Annotated in this window: 16 protein-coding genes; 12 read left to right on the forward strand and 4 right to left on the reverse strand. The window is 66.1% G+C overall.

The features are described from left to right. Positions 1 to 39 precede the first annotated feature (39 nt). Together LWE61_RS00460 and lptG are read left to right on the forward strand one after the other, a co-directional pair. Positions 40 to 1,242, forward strand: coding sequence for an LPS export ABC transporter permease LptF (locus LWE61_RS00460; RefSeq protein ID WP_234148569.1), 1,203 nt, complete (start codon positions 40 to 42; stop codon positions 1,240 to 1,242). 12 nt (positions 1,243 to 1,254) lie between these two features. Then, positions 1,255 to 2,349, forward strand: a complete 1,095-nt coding sequence (lptG, locus tag LWE61_RS00465) for an LPS export ABC transporter permease LptG (RefSeq protein ID WP_234147770.1) — start codon at positions 1,255 to 1,257, stop codon at positions 2,347 to 2,349. A gap of 146 nt (positions 2,350 to 2,495) precedes the next feature. On the opposite strand, the gene LWE61_RS00470 is transcribed toward lptG, so the two are convergent. After that, positions 2,496 to 3,605, reverse strand: coding sequence for a fatty acid desaturase family protein (locus LWE61_RS00470; protein ID WP_234147777.1), 1,110 nt, complete (start codon positions 3,603 to 3,605; stop codon positions 2,496 to 2,498). Between the two features lie 108 nt (positions 3,606 to 3,713). Beyond that, positions 3,714 to 3,986, reverse strand: a complete 273-nt coding sequence (locus LWE61_RS00475) for a hypothetical protein (RefSeq protein ID WP_234147779.1) — start codon at positions 3,984 to 3,986, stop codon at positions 3,714 to 3,716. A 197-nt stretch (positions 3,987 to 4,183) separates the two neighbouring features. Here LWE61_RS00475 and LWE61_RS00480 point away from each other — a divergent pair, with 197 nt between their 5' ends. From LWE61_RS00480 to LWE61_RS00495, 4 genes are read left to right on the forward strand one after another with little or no spacing between them, the layout of a single operon-like run. Next, positions 4,184 to 5,344, forward strand: coding sequence for an N-acetyltransferase (locus LWE61_RS00480; protein ID WP_234147781.1), 1,161 nt, complete (start codon positions 4,184 to 4,186; stop codon positions 5,342 to 5,344). 17 nt (positions 5,345 to 5,361) lie between these two features. Beyond that, the gene (locus LWE61_RS00485) at positions 5,362 to 6,153 is read left to right on the forward strand and encodes a methyltransferase domain-containing protein (protein ID WP_234147783.1); all 792 of its coding nucleotides are present in this window, start codon (positions 5,362 to 5,364) and stop codon (positions 6,151 to 6,153) included. Then, positions 6,153 to 6,701, forward strand: a complete 549-nt coding sequence (locus LWE61_RS00490; RefSeq protein WP_234147789.1) for a GNAT family N-acetyltransferase — start codon at positions 6,153 to 6,155, stop codon at positions 6,699 to 6,701. Before LWE61_RS00485 ends, LWE61_RS00490 begins: the two co-directional genes overlap by 1 nt. Before the next feature lie 35 nt (positions 6,702 to 6,736). Continuing rightward, a complete protein-coding gene (locus LWE61_RS00495) occupies positions 6,737 to 7,159 on the forward strand; it encodes an NUDIX hydrolase (RefSeq protein WP_234147790.1) in 423 nt (140 codons plus the stop codon). A gap of 2 nt (positions 7,160 to 7,161) precedes the next feature. On the opposite strand, the gene purL is transcribed toward LWE61_RS00495, so the two are convergent. Beyond that, complete coding sequence (gene purL / locus LWE61_RS00500; RefSeq protein WP_234147796.1) at positions 7,162 to 9,414, reverse strand: phosphoribosylformylglycinamidine synthase subunit PurL; 2,253 nt, start codon at positions 9,412 to 9,414, stop codon at positions 7,162 to 7,164. Positions 9,415 to 9,573: 159 nt separating this feature from the next. Next, entirely contained in the window at positions 9,574 to 9,963 is a 390-nt protein-coding gene (locus LWE61_RS00505; RefSeq protein ID WP_234147799.1) for a hypothetical protein, read from the reverse strand. Between the two features lie 189 nt (positions 9,964 to 10,152). On the opposite strand from LWE61_RS00505, the gene LWE61_RS00510 reads away from it, so the two are divergent. The 6 genes from LWE61_RS00510 to LWE61_RS00535 all read left to right on the forward strand — a co-directional run bounded on the left by LWE61_RS00510 (position 10,153) and on the right by LWE61_RS00535 (position 14,926). Further along, positions 10,153 to 10,413 carry an exodeoxyribonuclease VII small subunit gene (locus LWE61_RS00510; protein ID WP_234147801.1) on the forward strand — a complete coding sequence of 87 codons (261 nt, stop codon included), beginning with the start codon at positions 10,153 to 10,155 and terminating at the stop codon, positions 10,411 to 10,413. A 44-nt stretch (positions 10,414 to 10,457) separates the two neighbouring features. Next, the gene (locus tag LWE61_RS00515; RefSeq protein WP_234148570.1) at positions 10,458 to 11,324 is read left to right on the forward strand and encodes a polyprenyl synthetase family protein; all 867 of its coding nucleotides are present in this window, start codon (positions 10,458 to 10,460) and stop codon (positions 11,322 to 11,324) included. A gap of 17 nt (positions 11,325 to 11,341) precedes the next feature. Continuing rightward, complete coding sequence (coaD, locus tag LWE61_RS00520) at positions 11,342 to 11,854, forward strand: pantetheine-phosphate adenylyltransferase (protein WP_234147802.1); 513 nt, start codon at positions 11,342 to 11,344, stop codon at positions 11,852 to 11,854. An 85-nt stretch (positions 11,855 to 11,939) separates the two neighbouring features. Further along, the gene (locus LWE61_RS00525) at positions 11,940 to 12,689 is read left to right on the forward strand and encodes a peptidylprolyl isomerase (protein ID WP_234148571.1); all 750 of its coding nucleotides are present in this window, start codon (positions 11,940 to 11,942) and stop codon (positions 12,687 to 12,689) included. An 80-nt stretch (positions 12,690 to 12,769) separates the two neighbouring features. Next, complete coding sequence (gene queA, locus LWE61_RS00530) at positions 12,770 to 13,798, forward strand: tRNA preQ1(34) S-adenosylmethionine ribosyltransferase-isomerase QueA (protein ID WP_234147805.1); 1,029 nt, start codon at positions 12,770 to 12,772, stop codon at positions 13,796 to 13,798. A 111-nt stretch (positions 13,799 to 13,909) separates the two neighbouring features. After that, the gene (locus tag LWE61_RS00535) at positions 13,910 to 14,926 is read left to right on the forward strand and encodes a cache domain-containing protein (protein WP_234147808.1); all 1,017 of its coding nucleotides are present in this window, start codon (positions 13,910 to 13,912) and stop codon (positions 14,924 to 14,926) included. Positions 14,927 to 14,928 lie beyond the last annotated feature (2 nt).

Raw genomic sequence — 14,928 nt, forward strand, 5'->3', positions numbered from 1 at the left:
GAGCAGCCCGGCAATGGAGCGACGCCGGACGGGAGGCCCCTGTTGACCGCCATCGACCGCTATATGCTGCGCCTGATCGCGGTGCCCCTGTTCGGCAGCCTGCTGATCTCCGCCATGCTGCTGGTGCTGGACCGCATGCGCCGCTTGTTCGACTTTGTCGCAACGGAGGGCGGGCCGGTCAGCGCGGTGTGGCGGATGCTGGCCAACCTGCTGCCCGAATATCTGGGTCTGGGCATCCCCATCGGCCTGATGCTGGGCGTGCTGCTGGCGTTTCGCAAGATCGCCTTGTCGTCGGAACTGGACGTGTTTCGCGCCGTCGGCCTCAGCTATGGCCGCTTGCTGCGCGTGCCCTATATGTACACCATCCTGCTGGCGGTGCTGAACCTGGGCATCGTCGGCTTCCTCCAGCCCTATAGCCGCTACGCCTATGAGGGGCTGCGCTTCGAACTGCGCACCGGCGCGCTGGGTGCGTCGATCAAGGTCGGCGAGTTCACCCGGCTGGGCGAGGGCATGACCATCCGCATCGAGAATAGCGCGGAGGAGGGCCGGCGCCTGTCGGGCATCTTCGCCCGTGTCGCGACGCAGGATGGCAAATCGCTGGCGGTGACCGCGTCGCGCGGGCAGTTTCTGGCGACGGACGATCCCGACACCATCATCCTGCGCCTGTCGGACGGCCTGCTGATCCAGAACGCGCCCGGCTATCGCTCGCCGCGCACGCTCAGCTTCTCCAGCCACGACCTGCCGATCGAACTGCCCAAGATCGACAATTTCCGCACCCGCGGCGACGGCGACCAGGAACTGACCCTGCCCGAACTGTTTCGCGAAGGCATGCGGGCCGGGGCGAGCCAGGAGGACCGCAACCTGGCCTGGTCCAATTTCCATTATCGCATCGTGGAAGTGGCGATGATGTTCCTGCTGCCGCTGGCGGCCATCGCCTTTGCCATACCGCCCAAGCGCTCCACATCCGCGCTGGGCGTGTTCCTGTCCATCGTGATGATCGTGACCTATCACAAGATCAACCAATATGGGCAGTCGGTCGGCGCGCTGGGCATCGTCAACCCGATCCTGGCGCTGTGGGGACCGTTCCTGATCTTCGGCGGCCTGATCCTGTGGATGTACCATATCACCGCCCATGTGCCCGGCGGCCAGCCGATCGGCGCGCTGGAACGGCAATTCTCCAAGCTGCTCGGTGTCTTCCTGCGCCTGTTCCGGGGCAGGCGGCGCGCGGTTGGGACGGAATAGGGGCTTTCGGTCATGCAGTTCAGCTTCTTTCCCTCGCGCGGCCTTGCCATCTACATGGGCAAGACATTCCTGACCCGCTGCGTCGCCATGCTGGCCATGCTGGTGCTGGTGCTCCAGATCCTCGACCTGCTGAGCGAGGCGGGGCATGTGCTGGCCCATCCCGGCAATGGCGAGGCGGAGCTGTGGCGCTATGTCTCGCTGCGCGTGCCGCAGATCATCCAGACCTTCCTGCCCTTTGCGGTGTTGCTGGGCACGCTCATCACCCTGACCGCGCTGAACGCCAACAGCGAGGTGATCTCGATGAAGGCGGCGGGCCTGTCCGCGCACCAGATACTGGCGCCGCTGGTGCTGGTGTCGGCGGCCATCGCGGTCATCAGCTTCACCTTCAACGAGCGGATCGTGGTCCGTTCCGTCGCCGCGCTGGAGGCATGGGAGGCGGCGGGTTTCGGCACGGTGCCGCCGGACAGCGGGGTGAAATCCAACGTCTGGGTCCGGGACGGCGACGACCTGTTCCACGCCGATTTCATCGCGGGCCGGGGCAATGCGGTCACGCTGCGCAACATCACCATCTATGACCGGGCGGGCGGCAATCTGGTCGCGACGATGCAGGCGCCGCGCGGGCGGCGGGACGGCAATGCCTGGCGGCTGGAGGATGCGCGGCGGTTCGACGTGGCGCGCGGCAAGGTGGAGCGACTGGGCAGCGTGCTGGTCGCGCCCGACATCCGCCCCGACCAGTTCACCCTGGCCAGCGTCGAGCCAGAAAGCCTGTCCTATTGGGAACTCGGCCCCGCCATCGCCGAGTTGAAGGCCGCTGGTCGCCCCACCGCCGCGCTGGAGGCCGCGCAATGGCACAAGATCGCCGGGCCTTTGTCGGCGGTGCTGATGCCGCTGCTGGGCGCGGTGGCGGCGTTCGGCGTCGCCCGGTCGGGCAAGCTGTTCGTACGCGCGGTAATCGGCATGGCATTGGGCTTCGGATTTTTCGTCGCGGATAATTTCGCGCTGGCGATGGGCGATCTGGGGGCCTACCCGCCGTTCCTGGCCGCGTGGGCGCCGTTCCTGCTGTTCCTGCTGGTCGGTGAGACGGTGCTGGTGCAGACCGAGGAATAGGCGGAGTCTGCCGACACAGGAGCCGCCTTTACCGGGATGGCGATAGAGAGACCCACAACCCGGACCTGATCCGGGTGATTCCTTCAAACAATTGAACAGCACAATCCCGCACCCGATCCGGGATGACGGAGAATCGTCCCGCCCGATCAGGCCGACGGCTGCTCCGCCACCTGTGCCGCGGGGCGAACGCCCATCGTGCTGCGCGCCAGTCGCGCCACCAGCGGGAAGAGGCCACCATGGTTCGCCGGGTGATAGGAGGATTCCGGTCCCAGAGTCGTCGACAGGCGGCGGTGCGCGGCGGGGAGGGCGTGATAGGGGACGCTGGGCAGCAGGTGGTGCAACGCATGATAGCGCAGGCCGACCGGCGCCCACAGTTCGGGCAGCAGGCCGGGCGGCGGCACGTTGACCGAGTCCAGATATTGCTCCGTCACGCTGATCGCATCGCCGTCATTCTCCCACAGATGCGCGACGAGAGTGCGCACCTGGTTCAGCACCATCACGCCCGACTGCACAGCCAGGATGATGAGGAAAGCGCGCAGCGGCAGGATGCCGGTCGCGACCATGGCCAGCAGGGCGATGGCGAAAAGGCTGCACGCGGCCTCCTGCGCCAGCCAGATGCGACGAAACGCCCCCTCCGGCGCGCGACGGCGATAGGCGGGGTTGATCGACATGGCGGAGAAGGAGGCGATATTCTTTGCCCGAACCGCCGGAATGACGAGGCCGAGCGGCGTCAGCACCGCGAACCGGAACAGCACGCCGATGGGCGCCAGCGCGGAGATGAGCACGAACAGCGGCAACGTCCACGGCTTCATCAACGCTAGCGGCAGATATTCCGGGTCTTGTGCCGTGCCATAGCGGGTGCGGGCGTGATGCTGCGTATGGACATTCTCATACAGGAAGGACGGCACCAGCATCGGCACGCCGACCAGCGCGTTCCAGCCGAAGCGGAAGCCGGGCAGGTCGCTATGCTTGATATGGGTCAGTTCATGGATGAAGCTGCCCGCGCGATACAGCGCCAGCACCGCCACAAGGGCGCAGGCCAGCGCCGCCCATGGCGCGGCGATCAGGATCGCGCCTGCCAGCGCCGCATAGCCCAGCACCGCCGAACCGACCATGTCGGCCCAGTAGATGGCGGGATCGGGACGACCAAGGTCGCGCGTCAGTTCCACCGCGGCGCGCAGCATGGCGTCGTCGTCGCGCTTGGCCGCCCGCCGTGGCGGGTTGGCGGCGGTCTGGATTGGTTCGGATATGCCCATGATGTCAGCCATACCCCCAGATAGTGGCCATATCGTGGCGTTGCCACCCCCGGATGACCACAGCTTGACAGGCGGCCTCTGATTCTGGTCCGCTATGTCTCGCCCGCCCTATTTCTCGCCGAGCGCCGCGTCGATCATGAAGCGCCAGGTGTTGGCCGCGTCGCTTTCCAGCGCGATGCCCGCCTCCGCCGGATTGACGTGCCGGATGATTTCGGCCCCGGCCTCCTTCATCCGCTGGTCGGGGTCGCGCAGGGACGCGATCATCGCCCGCGCCGCATCCCGGTATATTTTCCGCAGCGGTTCGCAGTCGGGATCGGTCCACTCCCATTCGGGTTGGGCGGATGCATGCATGGCCTGTGCGGCGCGTTCGATCGGGGTCATGCCCCCGCATACCGTCCCCGGCCGGGGGATTACAGCGCAAAGAGCGGGCGCGGCGTCATCGAGCGCCCCGCCGCGGTTTGAGAAGGCCCGCCGGAGACGGTCCACTGGAGACACCCCGCTTGAGATGCCCCCGCTTGACAAGGGCGCGCGCCGCCGCGCACTGAACCCGCGCAGCTGTGAAAGAGAAAGTCGGACCCTTGGCACATCAGGACATCATCGTCTCCCCGGTCGAGGGCAAGGCCGACCTGGAGCGTTTCATCGATTTCGCCTGGGAAGCCTATAAGGGCGATCCCAACTGGGTGCCCCCGCTCAAGATGGACGTGCGCGGCATATTGATGAAGGAGAAGAACCCCTTCTTCGAACATGCCGACGTGCAATATTTCCTGGCCCGCACGGGGGGCAGGATCACCGGCCGGATCAGCGCCCATATCGACCGGCTGGCGACGTCCATGCCGGCGGAGCAAGGCTTCGGGCCGGGCACGGGAAACTGGGGCCTGTTCGACGCGACCGACCCGGTCAGCGCCGCCGCCCTGATCGCCGCCGCCGAGGACTGGCTGCGCGCGCGCGGCGTCACCCGCGCCATCGGCCCCATGTCGCTGTCCATCTGGGAGGAGCCGGGCCTGCTCATCTCCGGCTTCGACCATCCGCCTACCTATATGATGGGCCATCATCGCCCCGAATATCGCGGCTGGATCGAGGCGGCGGGCTATCGCCCGGTCAAGCAGCTCAACACCTATGACCTCGACATCACCAAACCGTTCCCCAAGCTGATCGAACGGGTCATCGAATCCGGCTTCAAGAATCCGCGCATCCGCATCCGCGACGTGGACAAGAGCAAGTTCGACGCGGAAGCGGCGATCATCCTGGCGATCCTGAACGACGCCTGGGGCCGCAACTGGGGCTTCGTGCCGATCACCGACCGGGAAGTCGCCCATTTCGGCAAGCAGTTGAAGCCCATCGTCTATGAAGACCTCATCCGCATCGCCGAACTGGACGGCGAGCCGGTCGCCTTCATGATGACGCTGCCCGACCTGAACGAGAAGATCGTGTCGTTCAACGGCAACCTCTTCCCGTTCAACATCGCCAAGCTGATGTGGTGGCTGCGCAAGCCCAAGGTGAAGACGATGCGCGTACCCCTGATGGGCGTGCTGCAACGGTTGCAGAGCAGCCGCATGGCCAGCCAGCTCGCCTTCATGCTGATCGAGACGATCCGGCGGACATCGGTGGCGAAATATGGCGCGACGCGCAGCGAGATCGGTTGGATTCTCGACGATAATCAGGGGATGAACGCCATCGCCAACGCCATCGATAGCCAGGTCAACAAAAGCTATCTGATCTACGACCGGGTGATCGGCTGATCCATGGGCCGGTGGCGGTGGTGAAGTCGGACCCGGCGGACGGCGGCGGGCGCAAGCAGCAGATCGCCGATGCCTTTGGCCGGGCGGCGCGCAGCTATGACGATGCCGCCGCGCCACAACGACAGGCCGCAGCGCTGGTCGCCGACCTTGCCGCGCAGCAGCGTTTGCCGGAACGGCCCCGCATATTGGAGGTCGGCTGCGGCACCGGCATATTGACCCGCCATATCCGCGCCCATTGGCCCGACGCGGACCTTGTCGCCAGCGACCTGTCCCCGGACATGGTGGGGCAGGCGGCGAGGGGCGCGATGATCGCGGGCACCTTCCTGTCGATGGACGGGGAAGTGCCGCCGTTCGACGGGCCATGGTTCGACCTGATCCTGTCCAGCCTGGCCTTTCAATGGTTCAGCGACCTGCCCACCGCCATCGAACGGCTGGCGGGACTGTTACGGCCGGGGGGCAGCCTGTTCTTCTCCACCATGGGCGCGGACAGCTTTGCGGAGTGGCGCGCGGCGCACGCGGCGGTCGGGGAAAGCGCCGGCACGCCCGACTATCCCGACCTTGCGGCCCTGCGGTCCATGCTGGCCACCTTTCCCGACGCTTTTGCCTTTGACGAACATTGGGACCATGATTTCGGAGGCGCCAAGGGCTTTCTAGCGCATCTCAAAGGGATCGGCGCGACCGTGCCGACCGGCGATCATGCGGTGCTGACGCCCGCCCGGCTCCGATCCGTGATGACAGCGTTCAATACGACGGGAGGAACCGTGACCTATCATATCCTGTTCGGCCGCGTAACGCGGATCGCCGCCTGATGGCCGCCCCGCACCCGATCCGGCCCGCGACCGCAGCCGATGTGCCTGCGCTTGCCGCCTTGAAGCGCGCCACCTTTTACGAAACCTTCGTGGAGGGATTCGCCATCCCCTATCCGCCCGCCGACCGGGCACGGTTCGAGGCGGACACCTATGGCGAGGCAACCGTCGCCGCCGAGATCGCGGACCCCGCCCACGCGACATGGGTGGTGGAGGGACCGGACGGTGCGCTGGTCGCCTATGCCCATGTGGGACCGTGCAAGCTGCCCCATGGGGATGTGCGCACGGGGGAACTGGAACTCTACCAGCTCTATATGCTGCAAGGGCAGCAGGGTGGCGGTCTGGGCCGGGCGTTGATGGAGCGGGCGCTGGGCTGGATGGAGGGGCGGTCCTCCAGGGACAGCGGAAGCGGGCGAATCTGGCTGGGCGTCTGGTCGGGCAATCTGCGGGCGCAGCGATTCTATGACCGCTTCGGCTTCAGGCAGGTGGGCGACTATCACTTCGCGGTGGGAGATCATCGCGACCAGGAGTTCATCCTGCGGCGGGATTAAGCTATGCTATCCCGTATAGTGTGCAGGAAATCGGCATGATCGTTCGCAAGGCCCTGATCTATGCCCTGTCCCGGCAGGGGCTGCTCGTCTTTGACGAGCCTGACTTTCCCGACATCCCGATCCAGATACCGGGCGGGACGGTCGATCCCGGCGAAACGGTGGACGCCGCCGCCCGGCGCGAATTTTTCGAGGAGACGGGCCTCGACCATGCGGACGGATTTCACTTCCTCGGCACCGCGGCGCATGACCGGGAGCGGGATGGCAAGATCGCCGTCATAGAGCGGCATTTCTTTCGCACACAACGGCCCGACGACCTGCCGCCGCGATGGGACCATGTGGAGAATTTCCCGTCACACGGCGGGCCGCCCATCCGTATGCACTTATTCTGGCTGGGACTGGCCGAGGCGCGGGCGCGTCTCGCCCCCGGCCTCGATGCCTGTCTCGACCGTCTCGGCTGAACTCAGACCTCGCCGTCCATCAGCGCGGGGAAGAAGCCCTCATGCGCGGCACGCAGGTCGTCGATGGCGACCGCATGGTCGCTTTCCTTCAGTTCGAAGATGATGCGGCTGGCGATGGTGCGGCCGAGCCGTTCGATCACCACGCCCTGCTCCTCCGCCTTGGCCAGAACCTCGACCAGCGCGGCATCGCGGACGGTGACGACATAAAGGCCCTGATCCTCCGCGAAGAGGCCCTCCGCCACGGTGCCCGGCAGGGGCGCGTCGATGATCGCGCCGATACCGCTGGCCAGCGCCATTTCCGCGACGGCCACGGCGATGCCGCCGTCCGACACGTCATGCACGGCGGTCAGCGCGCCGCAGCGGATCGCGCCACGGATGAAGTCGCCGGTGCGCTTCTCGATCTCCAGGTCGACGCGCGGCGGCGGGCCGGCCTCCTTGCCCTCAATCCCGTGCAGTTCGCGCAGCCAGAGCGACTGGCCAAGGTCGCCGCGACGTTCGCCGACCAGCAGGACGATGTCGCCCGTGCCCTTGAAACCGATGGTGGTCATACGGTCGATGTCGGGCAGGATGCCGACGCCGCCGATGGCGGGCGTAGGCAGGATGGCGCTGCCGCTGCCGGTCGCCTTGGACTCATTGTACAGCGACACATTGCCGGACACGATGGGATAGTCGAGCGCGATGCAGGCCTGCGCCATGCCGTCCAGCGCGCCGACGAACTGGCCCATGATCTCCGGCCGCTGCGGGTTGGCAAAGTTGAGGCAGTTGGTGATGGCCAGCGGCAGGCCGCCGACGGCGGTGATATTGCGCCATGTCTCCACGACCGCCTGCTTGCCGCCCTCGACCGGGTCGGCATAAACATAGCGGGGCGTGCAATCGGTGCTGATCGCCAGCGCCTTTTGCGTGCCATGAACGCGCACGACCGCAGCGTCGCCACCGGGGCGCTGCGCGGTGTCGCCGCCGACCATATGGTCATATTGCTCCCAGATCCAGCGGCGCGAGGCGATGTCCGGCGTGCCCATCAGGCGGAGCAGGTCGTCGGCGGGATTGGCGCTGACCGGCACGTTCGACAGCGCCGCATTGGCGGGCGTCGGCACATACGGACGGTCATATTCCGGCGCGTCGTCGGCAAGCGGGCCGAGCGGAATGTCGCACACCACCTCGCCCTTGTGGACCAGCACCATGCGGCCCGTGCCGTCGGCGGCGGCTTCGGTGACTTCACCGATGACCGCGAAATCCAGTTCCCACTTTTTGAAGATGGCTTCCGCGAAATCCTCTCGGCCCGGTTTCAGGACCATCAACATGCGCTCCTGCGATTCGGAGAGCATCATCTCATAGGCGGTCATGCCCTCCTCGCGCTGGGGCACCTTGTCCATGTCCAGCCGGATGCCGACGCCGCCCTTGGACGCCATTTCGACGCTGGAGCTGGTCAGGCCCGCTGCGCCCATGTCCTGAATCGCGACGATGGCGTCGGAGGACATGAGTTCGAGGCACGCCTCGATCAGCAGCTTTTCGGTGAAGGGATCGCCGACCTGCACTGTGGGGCGCTTGGCCTCCGCATCCTCGCCAAAGTCCGCCGAGGCCATGGTTGCGCCATGGATGCCGTCGCGGCCGGTCTTCGATCCGACATAAACGATGGAGTTGCCGACGCCGCTAGCCGCCGAATAGAAGATCTTGTCCGTGTCCGCGACGCCCACGGTCATGGCGTTGACCAGAATATTGCCATCATAGGCGGGGTGGAAATTCACCTCTCCGCCCACGGTGGGCACGCCGACGCAATTGCCATAGCCGCCGATGCCATGGACGACGCCGCTGATGAGGTGGCGCATCTTTGGATGATCGGGACGGCCGAAACGCAGCGCGTTCATGTTGGCGATGGGACGTGCGCCCATGGTGAACACGTCGCGCAGGATACCGCCCACGCCCGTCGCCGCGCCCTGATAGGGTTCGATATAGCTGGGGTGGTTGTGGCTCTCCATCTTGAAGATCGCCGCCTGCCCGTCACCAATGTCGATGACGCCGGCATTCTCGCCGGGTCCGCAGATGACCCATGGGGCCTTGGTCGGCAACTTCTTCAAATGGACGCGGCTGCTCTTGTAGCTGCAATGCTCCGACCACATCACCGAGAAGATGCCCAGCTCCGTCAGGTTCGGCTCGCGCCCGATGGCGGCGAGGATGCGGGCATATTCCTCCTCGTTCAGGCCGTGGTCGGCTACGATCTGAGGAGTGATGGCGGATGCGGTGCTGGCGTCGGTCATGCGCGCGCTTTATCGCCATGGGGGGGAAGGCACAAGCGGGCGTGAGGGGCGGCGTGAAGGCTCGTCCAGGGACAGGACGGGAGCCAGTCCTGCGCGGCCAAGAAAAAGGCCGGTCCCCTGAAGGAACCGGCCGGGGTTACGCAAAAGGGGCGGGACGGATCAGGCCTTGCACGACTCGGCGGACTTGCCGGGCAGCGTGACTGTGATCGGGGAGACGGTACCCTCGACCTTATAGCCTTCACCCTCATAGGCCTTGCCCTTCTCGGCGGCGGTCAGGTGGACGGGAGCCTTTGCGCCGTCGGGCGTGACGTTCGCGGTCAGGTCGTCGTCGAAGAATTCGACCTTGACCAGGCCGCTGCTCTTGCAACGATAGGTCTTGCTGGACTTGAGCGAGGGCGGCAGCGCGGCGACCGGCGCATTGGCCAGTTCCTCGGCCATCGGGTCGGCAGAGGCGCCATTGCCCCCGTGAACCGTGTTGTCGGACTGGCTGCAGGCGCCGAGCATGGCGAGGGCAGCGAGCGAAAAGGATACGATAAGGGTGTTTTTCATAGCGTCGCCCTTATTTTGAGGACACCCGCCCGCGTCAATTGCAATTTTCGATATTATCCGGTGAACGGAAGAGAACGGGAGAGTGTGCCGTCGCATTTGCGACCGCCCGCCAACCGAAAATCGGTGTTTGGCCCCGCCCGGCCCGGCATAATCCTTGACCGCGCCGCGCCCTGCCGCCAATGCAGGGCCATGTCCGCACCCGTCGATCCTTCCGCCCCGGAATCATCTGGCCTGTCGTTCGAGGAGGCGCTCGCCCGGCTGGAGTCGATCGTCCAGCAACTGGAACGGGGCGACGTGCCGCTGGAAAAATCCATCGACCTGTACGCCGAGGGCGACCGGTTGCGCGCCCAGTGCCAGAAAAGGCTGGAGGCGGCGCAGGCCCGAATCGAGCAGATCGTCACCGGCCCCGGCGGCGACGCCATCGGCACCAGAGGCTTTGAGTCGCATTGACCGACACGCTGGCCGCAGGCGACCCGCTCTCCCTGGAATCGGCGATGCGGACCATGGCCGACGCCATCGACCGCCATTTCGACACGCTGTTGCAGGTGCCCGACGATGTCCGCGCGCGCCTGTATCAGGCGATGCGGCATAGCGCGATCGGCGGCGGCAAGCGGATGCGCCCGTTGCTGGTCAAGGCCAGCGCCGACCTGTTCGGCGTCGCGGAGCTGTCCGCCATCCGGGTCGGCCTGGCGATCGAGTGCATCCATGTCTATTCGCTGGTCCATGACGACCTGCCCGCGATGGACGATGACTCCATGCGCCGCGGCAAGCCCAGCGCGCATGTCGCCTTCGACGAAGCGACGGCGATCCTGTCCGGCGACTGCCTGCACGACCTGGCCTTTTCCGTGCTGGTCGAGGAAACGACGCACAGCGACCCGTTCGTGCGCTGCGAACTGGTCAAGGCGCTGGCGCAGGCGAGCGGCCCGGCGGGCATGGCGGGCGGGCAGATGATGGACCTGATCGCGGAAACGCAGGCGTTCGACCTCCCCACCATGACGCGGATGCAGCAGCTCAAGACCGGCGCGCTGATCGGCCTGTGCGTGGAAGCGGGCGCGATATTGGGCCGCATCCCCTATGAGGGCCGCACCCATCTGCATGGCTATGCCCGCGATGTCGGGCTGGCGTTCCAGATCGCCGACGACCTGCTCGACATCGAAGGCGACCCGGAGCGGGCGGGCAAGACATTGGGCAAGGATGCCGTGGCGGGCAAGGCGACCTTCGTCTCGCTGATGGGCGTGGAGCGCGCCCGCGATCAGGCGGCGGCGCTGATCGACCAGGCAAAGGCGCATCTGCGCGGCTATGGCCGGGAAGCCGACCTGTTGCGGGCCATCGCCGATTTCGCGATAGCCCGCGATCGTTGAGGGGGGAGGACGAGCAGATGGCAGGACAGGTGAGGATCGGTGTCTATCCCGGCACTTTCGACCCGATAACATTGGGCCATATGGACATCATCCGGCGCGGGGCCAAGCTGGTCGACAAGCTGGTGATCGGCGTCACCACCAATCCCAGCAAATCACCGCTGTTCACCGTCGAGGAACGGCTGGCCATGGTCCAGCGCGAGTGCGAGGGACTGGACGCCGACATAGAGGTGGTGGCGTTCGGATCGCTGCTGATGCATTTCGCGGAGCAGCAGGGCGCGGGCATCATCCTGCGCGGGCTGCGCGCCGTCGCGGATTTCGAATATGAATATCAGATGGCGGGCATGAACCAATATCTGAACGACCGGATCGAGACGGTCTTCCTGATGGCGGACGTGTCGCTGCAACCCATTGCCTCGCGACTGGTCAAGGAAATCGCGATGTTCGACGGCGACATCGCCAAGTTCGTGACTCCCACGGTACGGGTTGACGTGCTGGAGCGGATCGCGGAGCAACGACAGGCGGCTGGCTGACCCGTCAGCGCGGGTTAAGGCGCGGACGGCTAGCACAGCGGACATGAACGGACAGGATATGAAGCAGATGGAGCATAAGGCGCAGATGTGGCGCATTTCGGGTCGCGGAACGGCCATGGCGCTGCTCGGCGGCGCGATGCTGGCGCTGGGCGCGCCCGCCGTGGCGCAGAAACCCGATCCCGTCGGCGATGCGGTGCGCAGCGCGCGGGCGGCCCGCGATGCCGAACTGCTGCGCAAGGACCAGGAAAAGAACGACGGCGGCGTGTCGAAATTGCAGGCGACCGTCCCGCTCGACCCCGCCAATGTCTGGGATCTGACCCTGTCCGACGGCCAGCGCGTGCGCATCCAGTTGCGCCCCGACGTCGCCCCGGCGCATGTCGAACGCATCAAGACGCTGACTCGCCAGCATTTCTATGACGGCCTCCAGTTCCACCGCGTCATCGACGGCTTCATGGCGCAGGGCGGCGACCCCAAGGGGGACGGCACCGGCGGATCGCCCCTGCCAGACCTGAAGCAGGAGTTCAGCTGGCTGCCCCATATGCGCGGCACCGTGTCCATGGCGCGCGCGCAGGATGAGAATAGCGCGAACAGCCAGTTCTTCATCATGTTCATGCCCCGCCCGCAGCTCGACCATAAATATACGGTCGTCGGCCGTGTGATCGAGGGCATGCCCGCCGTCGACGCCATCGCCAAGGGCGAACCGCCCGCGACGCCGACCAAGATTGTGCGCGCCACGCTGGAAGCCGACACCGGCGCAAGCGTCGCGCCCACCGCGGCGGCTCCGGCGGCTCCGGCGGCTCCGGCGGCTCCGGCGGCTCCGGCGGCTGCAAACTGAGCATCGCCGGTCTGGTATCCGTTCGGGCTGTCTGAACGGGTTCCACGCCGGACTCGCCCTGCCCAGCGGAATCCCCTGTCATGCGCGTAGACGCCTTCGACTTCATCCTGCCGCCCGAACGGATCGCGCTGCGTCCCGCGCGTCCGCGCGATTCCGCGCGGATGCTGGTGGTGGGGCCGGACGGCATGGCCGACCGGGGCGTGGGCGACCTGCCGTCCCTGCTCCAGCCGGGCGATTGCCTGGTGTTCAACGATACCCGCGTCATCCCGGCGCAACTGGAAGGAAAGCGCGGCGAGGCGAGCATCGGCGCGACACTGCACCGCCGCCTCGGCCCGCGCAGCTGGGCGGCCTTCGTCCGCAACGCCAAGCGGGTGCGGGCAGGCGACACGCTAGAGTTCGACAATGGCGTCACCGCCATCGCGCAGGGACGGGACGAGGATGGCGCGGTCATCATCGACTTTCCGGGCGAAGAACCGGTCGAACTGCTGCTGGAACGGGCCGGGCGTATGCCGCTGCCCCCCTATATCGCGGGCAAGCGGCCCACCGACGCGCAGGACCAGCAGGATTACCAGACCATGTTCGCGGCGGAACCGGGCGCCGTGGCAGCCCCCACCGCCGCGCTGCACTTCACGCCCGCGCTGATGGCGGCGCTGGCCGAACGGGGCGTGGGGCATGAAACGGTGACGCTGCATGTCGGCGCGGGCACTTTCCTGCCGGTCAAGGCGGACGATACCGACGAGCATAAGATGCACGCCGAATGGGGCCGAATCGACACCGACACCGCCGCGCGGCTGAACGCCGTGCGGGAGCGGGGCGGGCGGCTGATCGCGATCGGCACCACCAGCCTGCGCCTGCTGGAAAGCGCGGCGGACGTGGATGGCCGGATCGCCGCCTTCAGCGACGAAACCCGCATCTTCATCACGCCCGGCTATCGCTTTCGCGGCGTGGACGGGCTGATGACCAATTTCCACCTGCCCAAATCGACATTGTTCATGCTGGTCAGCGCGCTGATGGGGCTGGAGACGATGCAGGTCGCCTATGCCCATGCCATCGCAAACAATTACCGATTTTACAGCTATGGCGACGCGAGCCTGTTGATTCCGTCATAAGCTTAGCGGAATAGTAACTTTGTCAGGCCTAGCTTTTGCGGGCCGCATAACCCAGAAAATTGTTCGGACGAGGAACTGAAGGGGAGACCTCATCTCCAGGAAGCTTCGCGCATGCATGACGATATTTTGAAGCTGGCGTTGGACCTGTCCCGAACCACGGGGGAAAAAATCGGTTCCATCGACAAGATCATGGTCAAGACCCAGATCCTGTCCATGAACGCCCGGCTGGAAGCGGCGCGCGCCGGCACCGCCGGCAAGAGCTTTGCCATCGTCGCGCAGGAAATGGGCAATGTGACCGACGAGGTCAGCGCCCTGTCCGCCGACCTGCATGCCGCCATATCCGACAATGCCACCCGTATCGAAGCAGCAGGACGCCAGATGATGCTGGATTTCCGGGGCAAGCGTTTTGCGGACATGTCCCGCAACGCGGTCGAGATCATCGACCGCAACCTGTATGAACGTTCCTGCGACGTGCGCTGGTGGGCGACGGACAGCGCGGTGGTCAATGCGGTGCAGACGCCGTCACCGGACGCGCTGGAGCATGCATCCGGTCGCCTGGGCACCATCCTGCGCTCCTACACCGTCTACCTCGACCTGTGGATCGCGGACCGGCGGGGTGTGGTGGTCGCCAATGGCCGGCCGGACCGCTATCGCGGCGTGGTGGGACAGAATGTCTCCAACACGGAATGGTTTCGCAAGGGCATGGCAACGGTAAGCGGCGACGATTTCATCGTGTGCGACATCGACCGCAGCAACGCGCTGGGCGGGGCGCAGGTCGCCACCTATGCCACCGCGATTCGCGCCGACGGGCAAGAGCGGGGTGCGCCGCTGGGCGTGCTGGGCATCTTCTTCGACTGGGAACCGCAGGCGACGGACATCGTGCGCGGCGTCTCGCTGAGCGAAGCGGAGGCGAGGAACACGCGGGTCATGCTGCTGAACGCCAACCACCGGGTCATCGCCTCCTCCACCGCTTTTTCCGAGGGGGAAATCTACCCGCTCATGCCGACCGAGCCGTGCGGCTATTACCAGCGCGGCAAGAAGCTCGTCTCCTATGCGCTGACGCCGGGGTATGAGACGTACAAGGGGCTGGGCTGGTACGGGTGTATCGAGAGCAAGCTGAGCGATTGAAG

The sequence above is a fragment of the Sphingobium sufflavum genome, assembly GCF_021403115.1.
GTDB lineage: Bacteria > Pseudomonadota > Alphaproteobacteria > Sphingomonadales > Sphingomonadaceae > Sphingobium > Sphingobium sufflavum.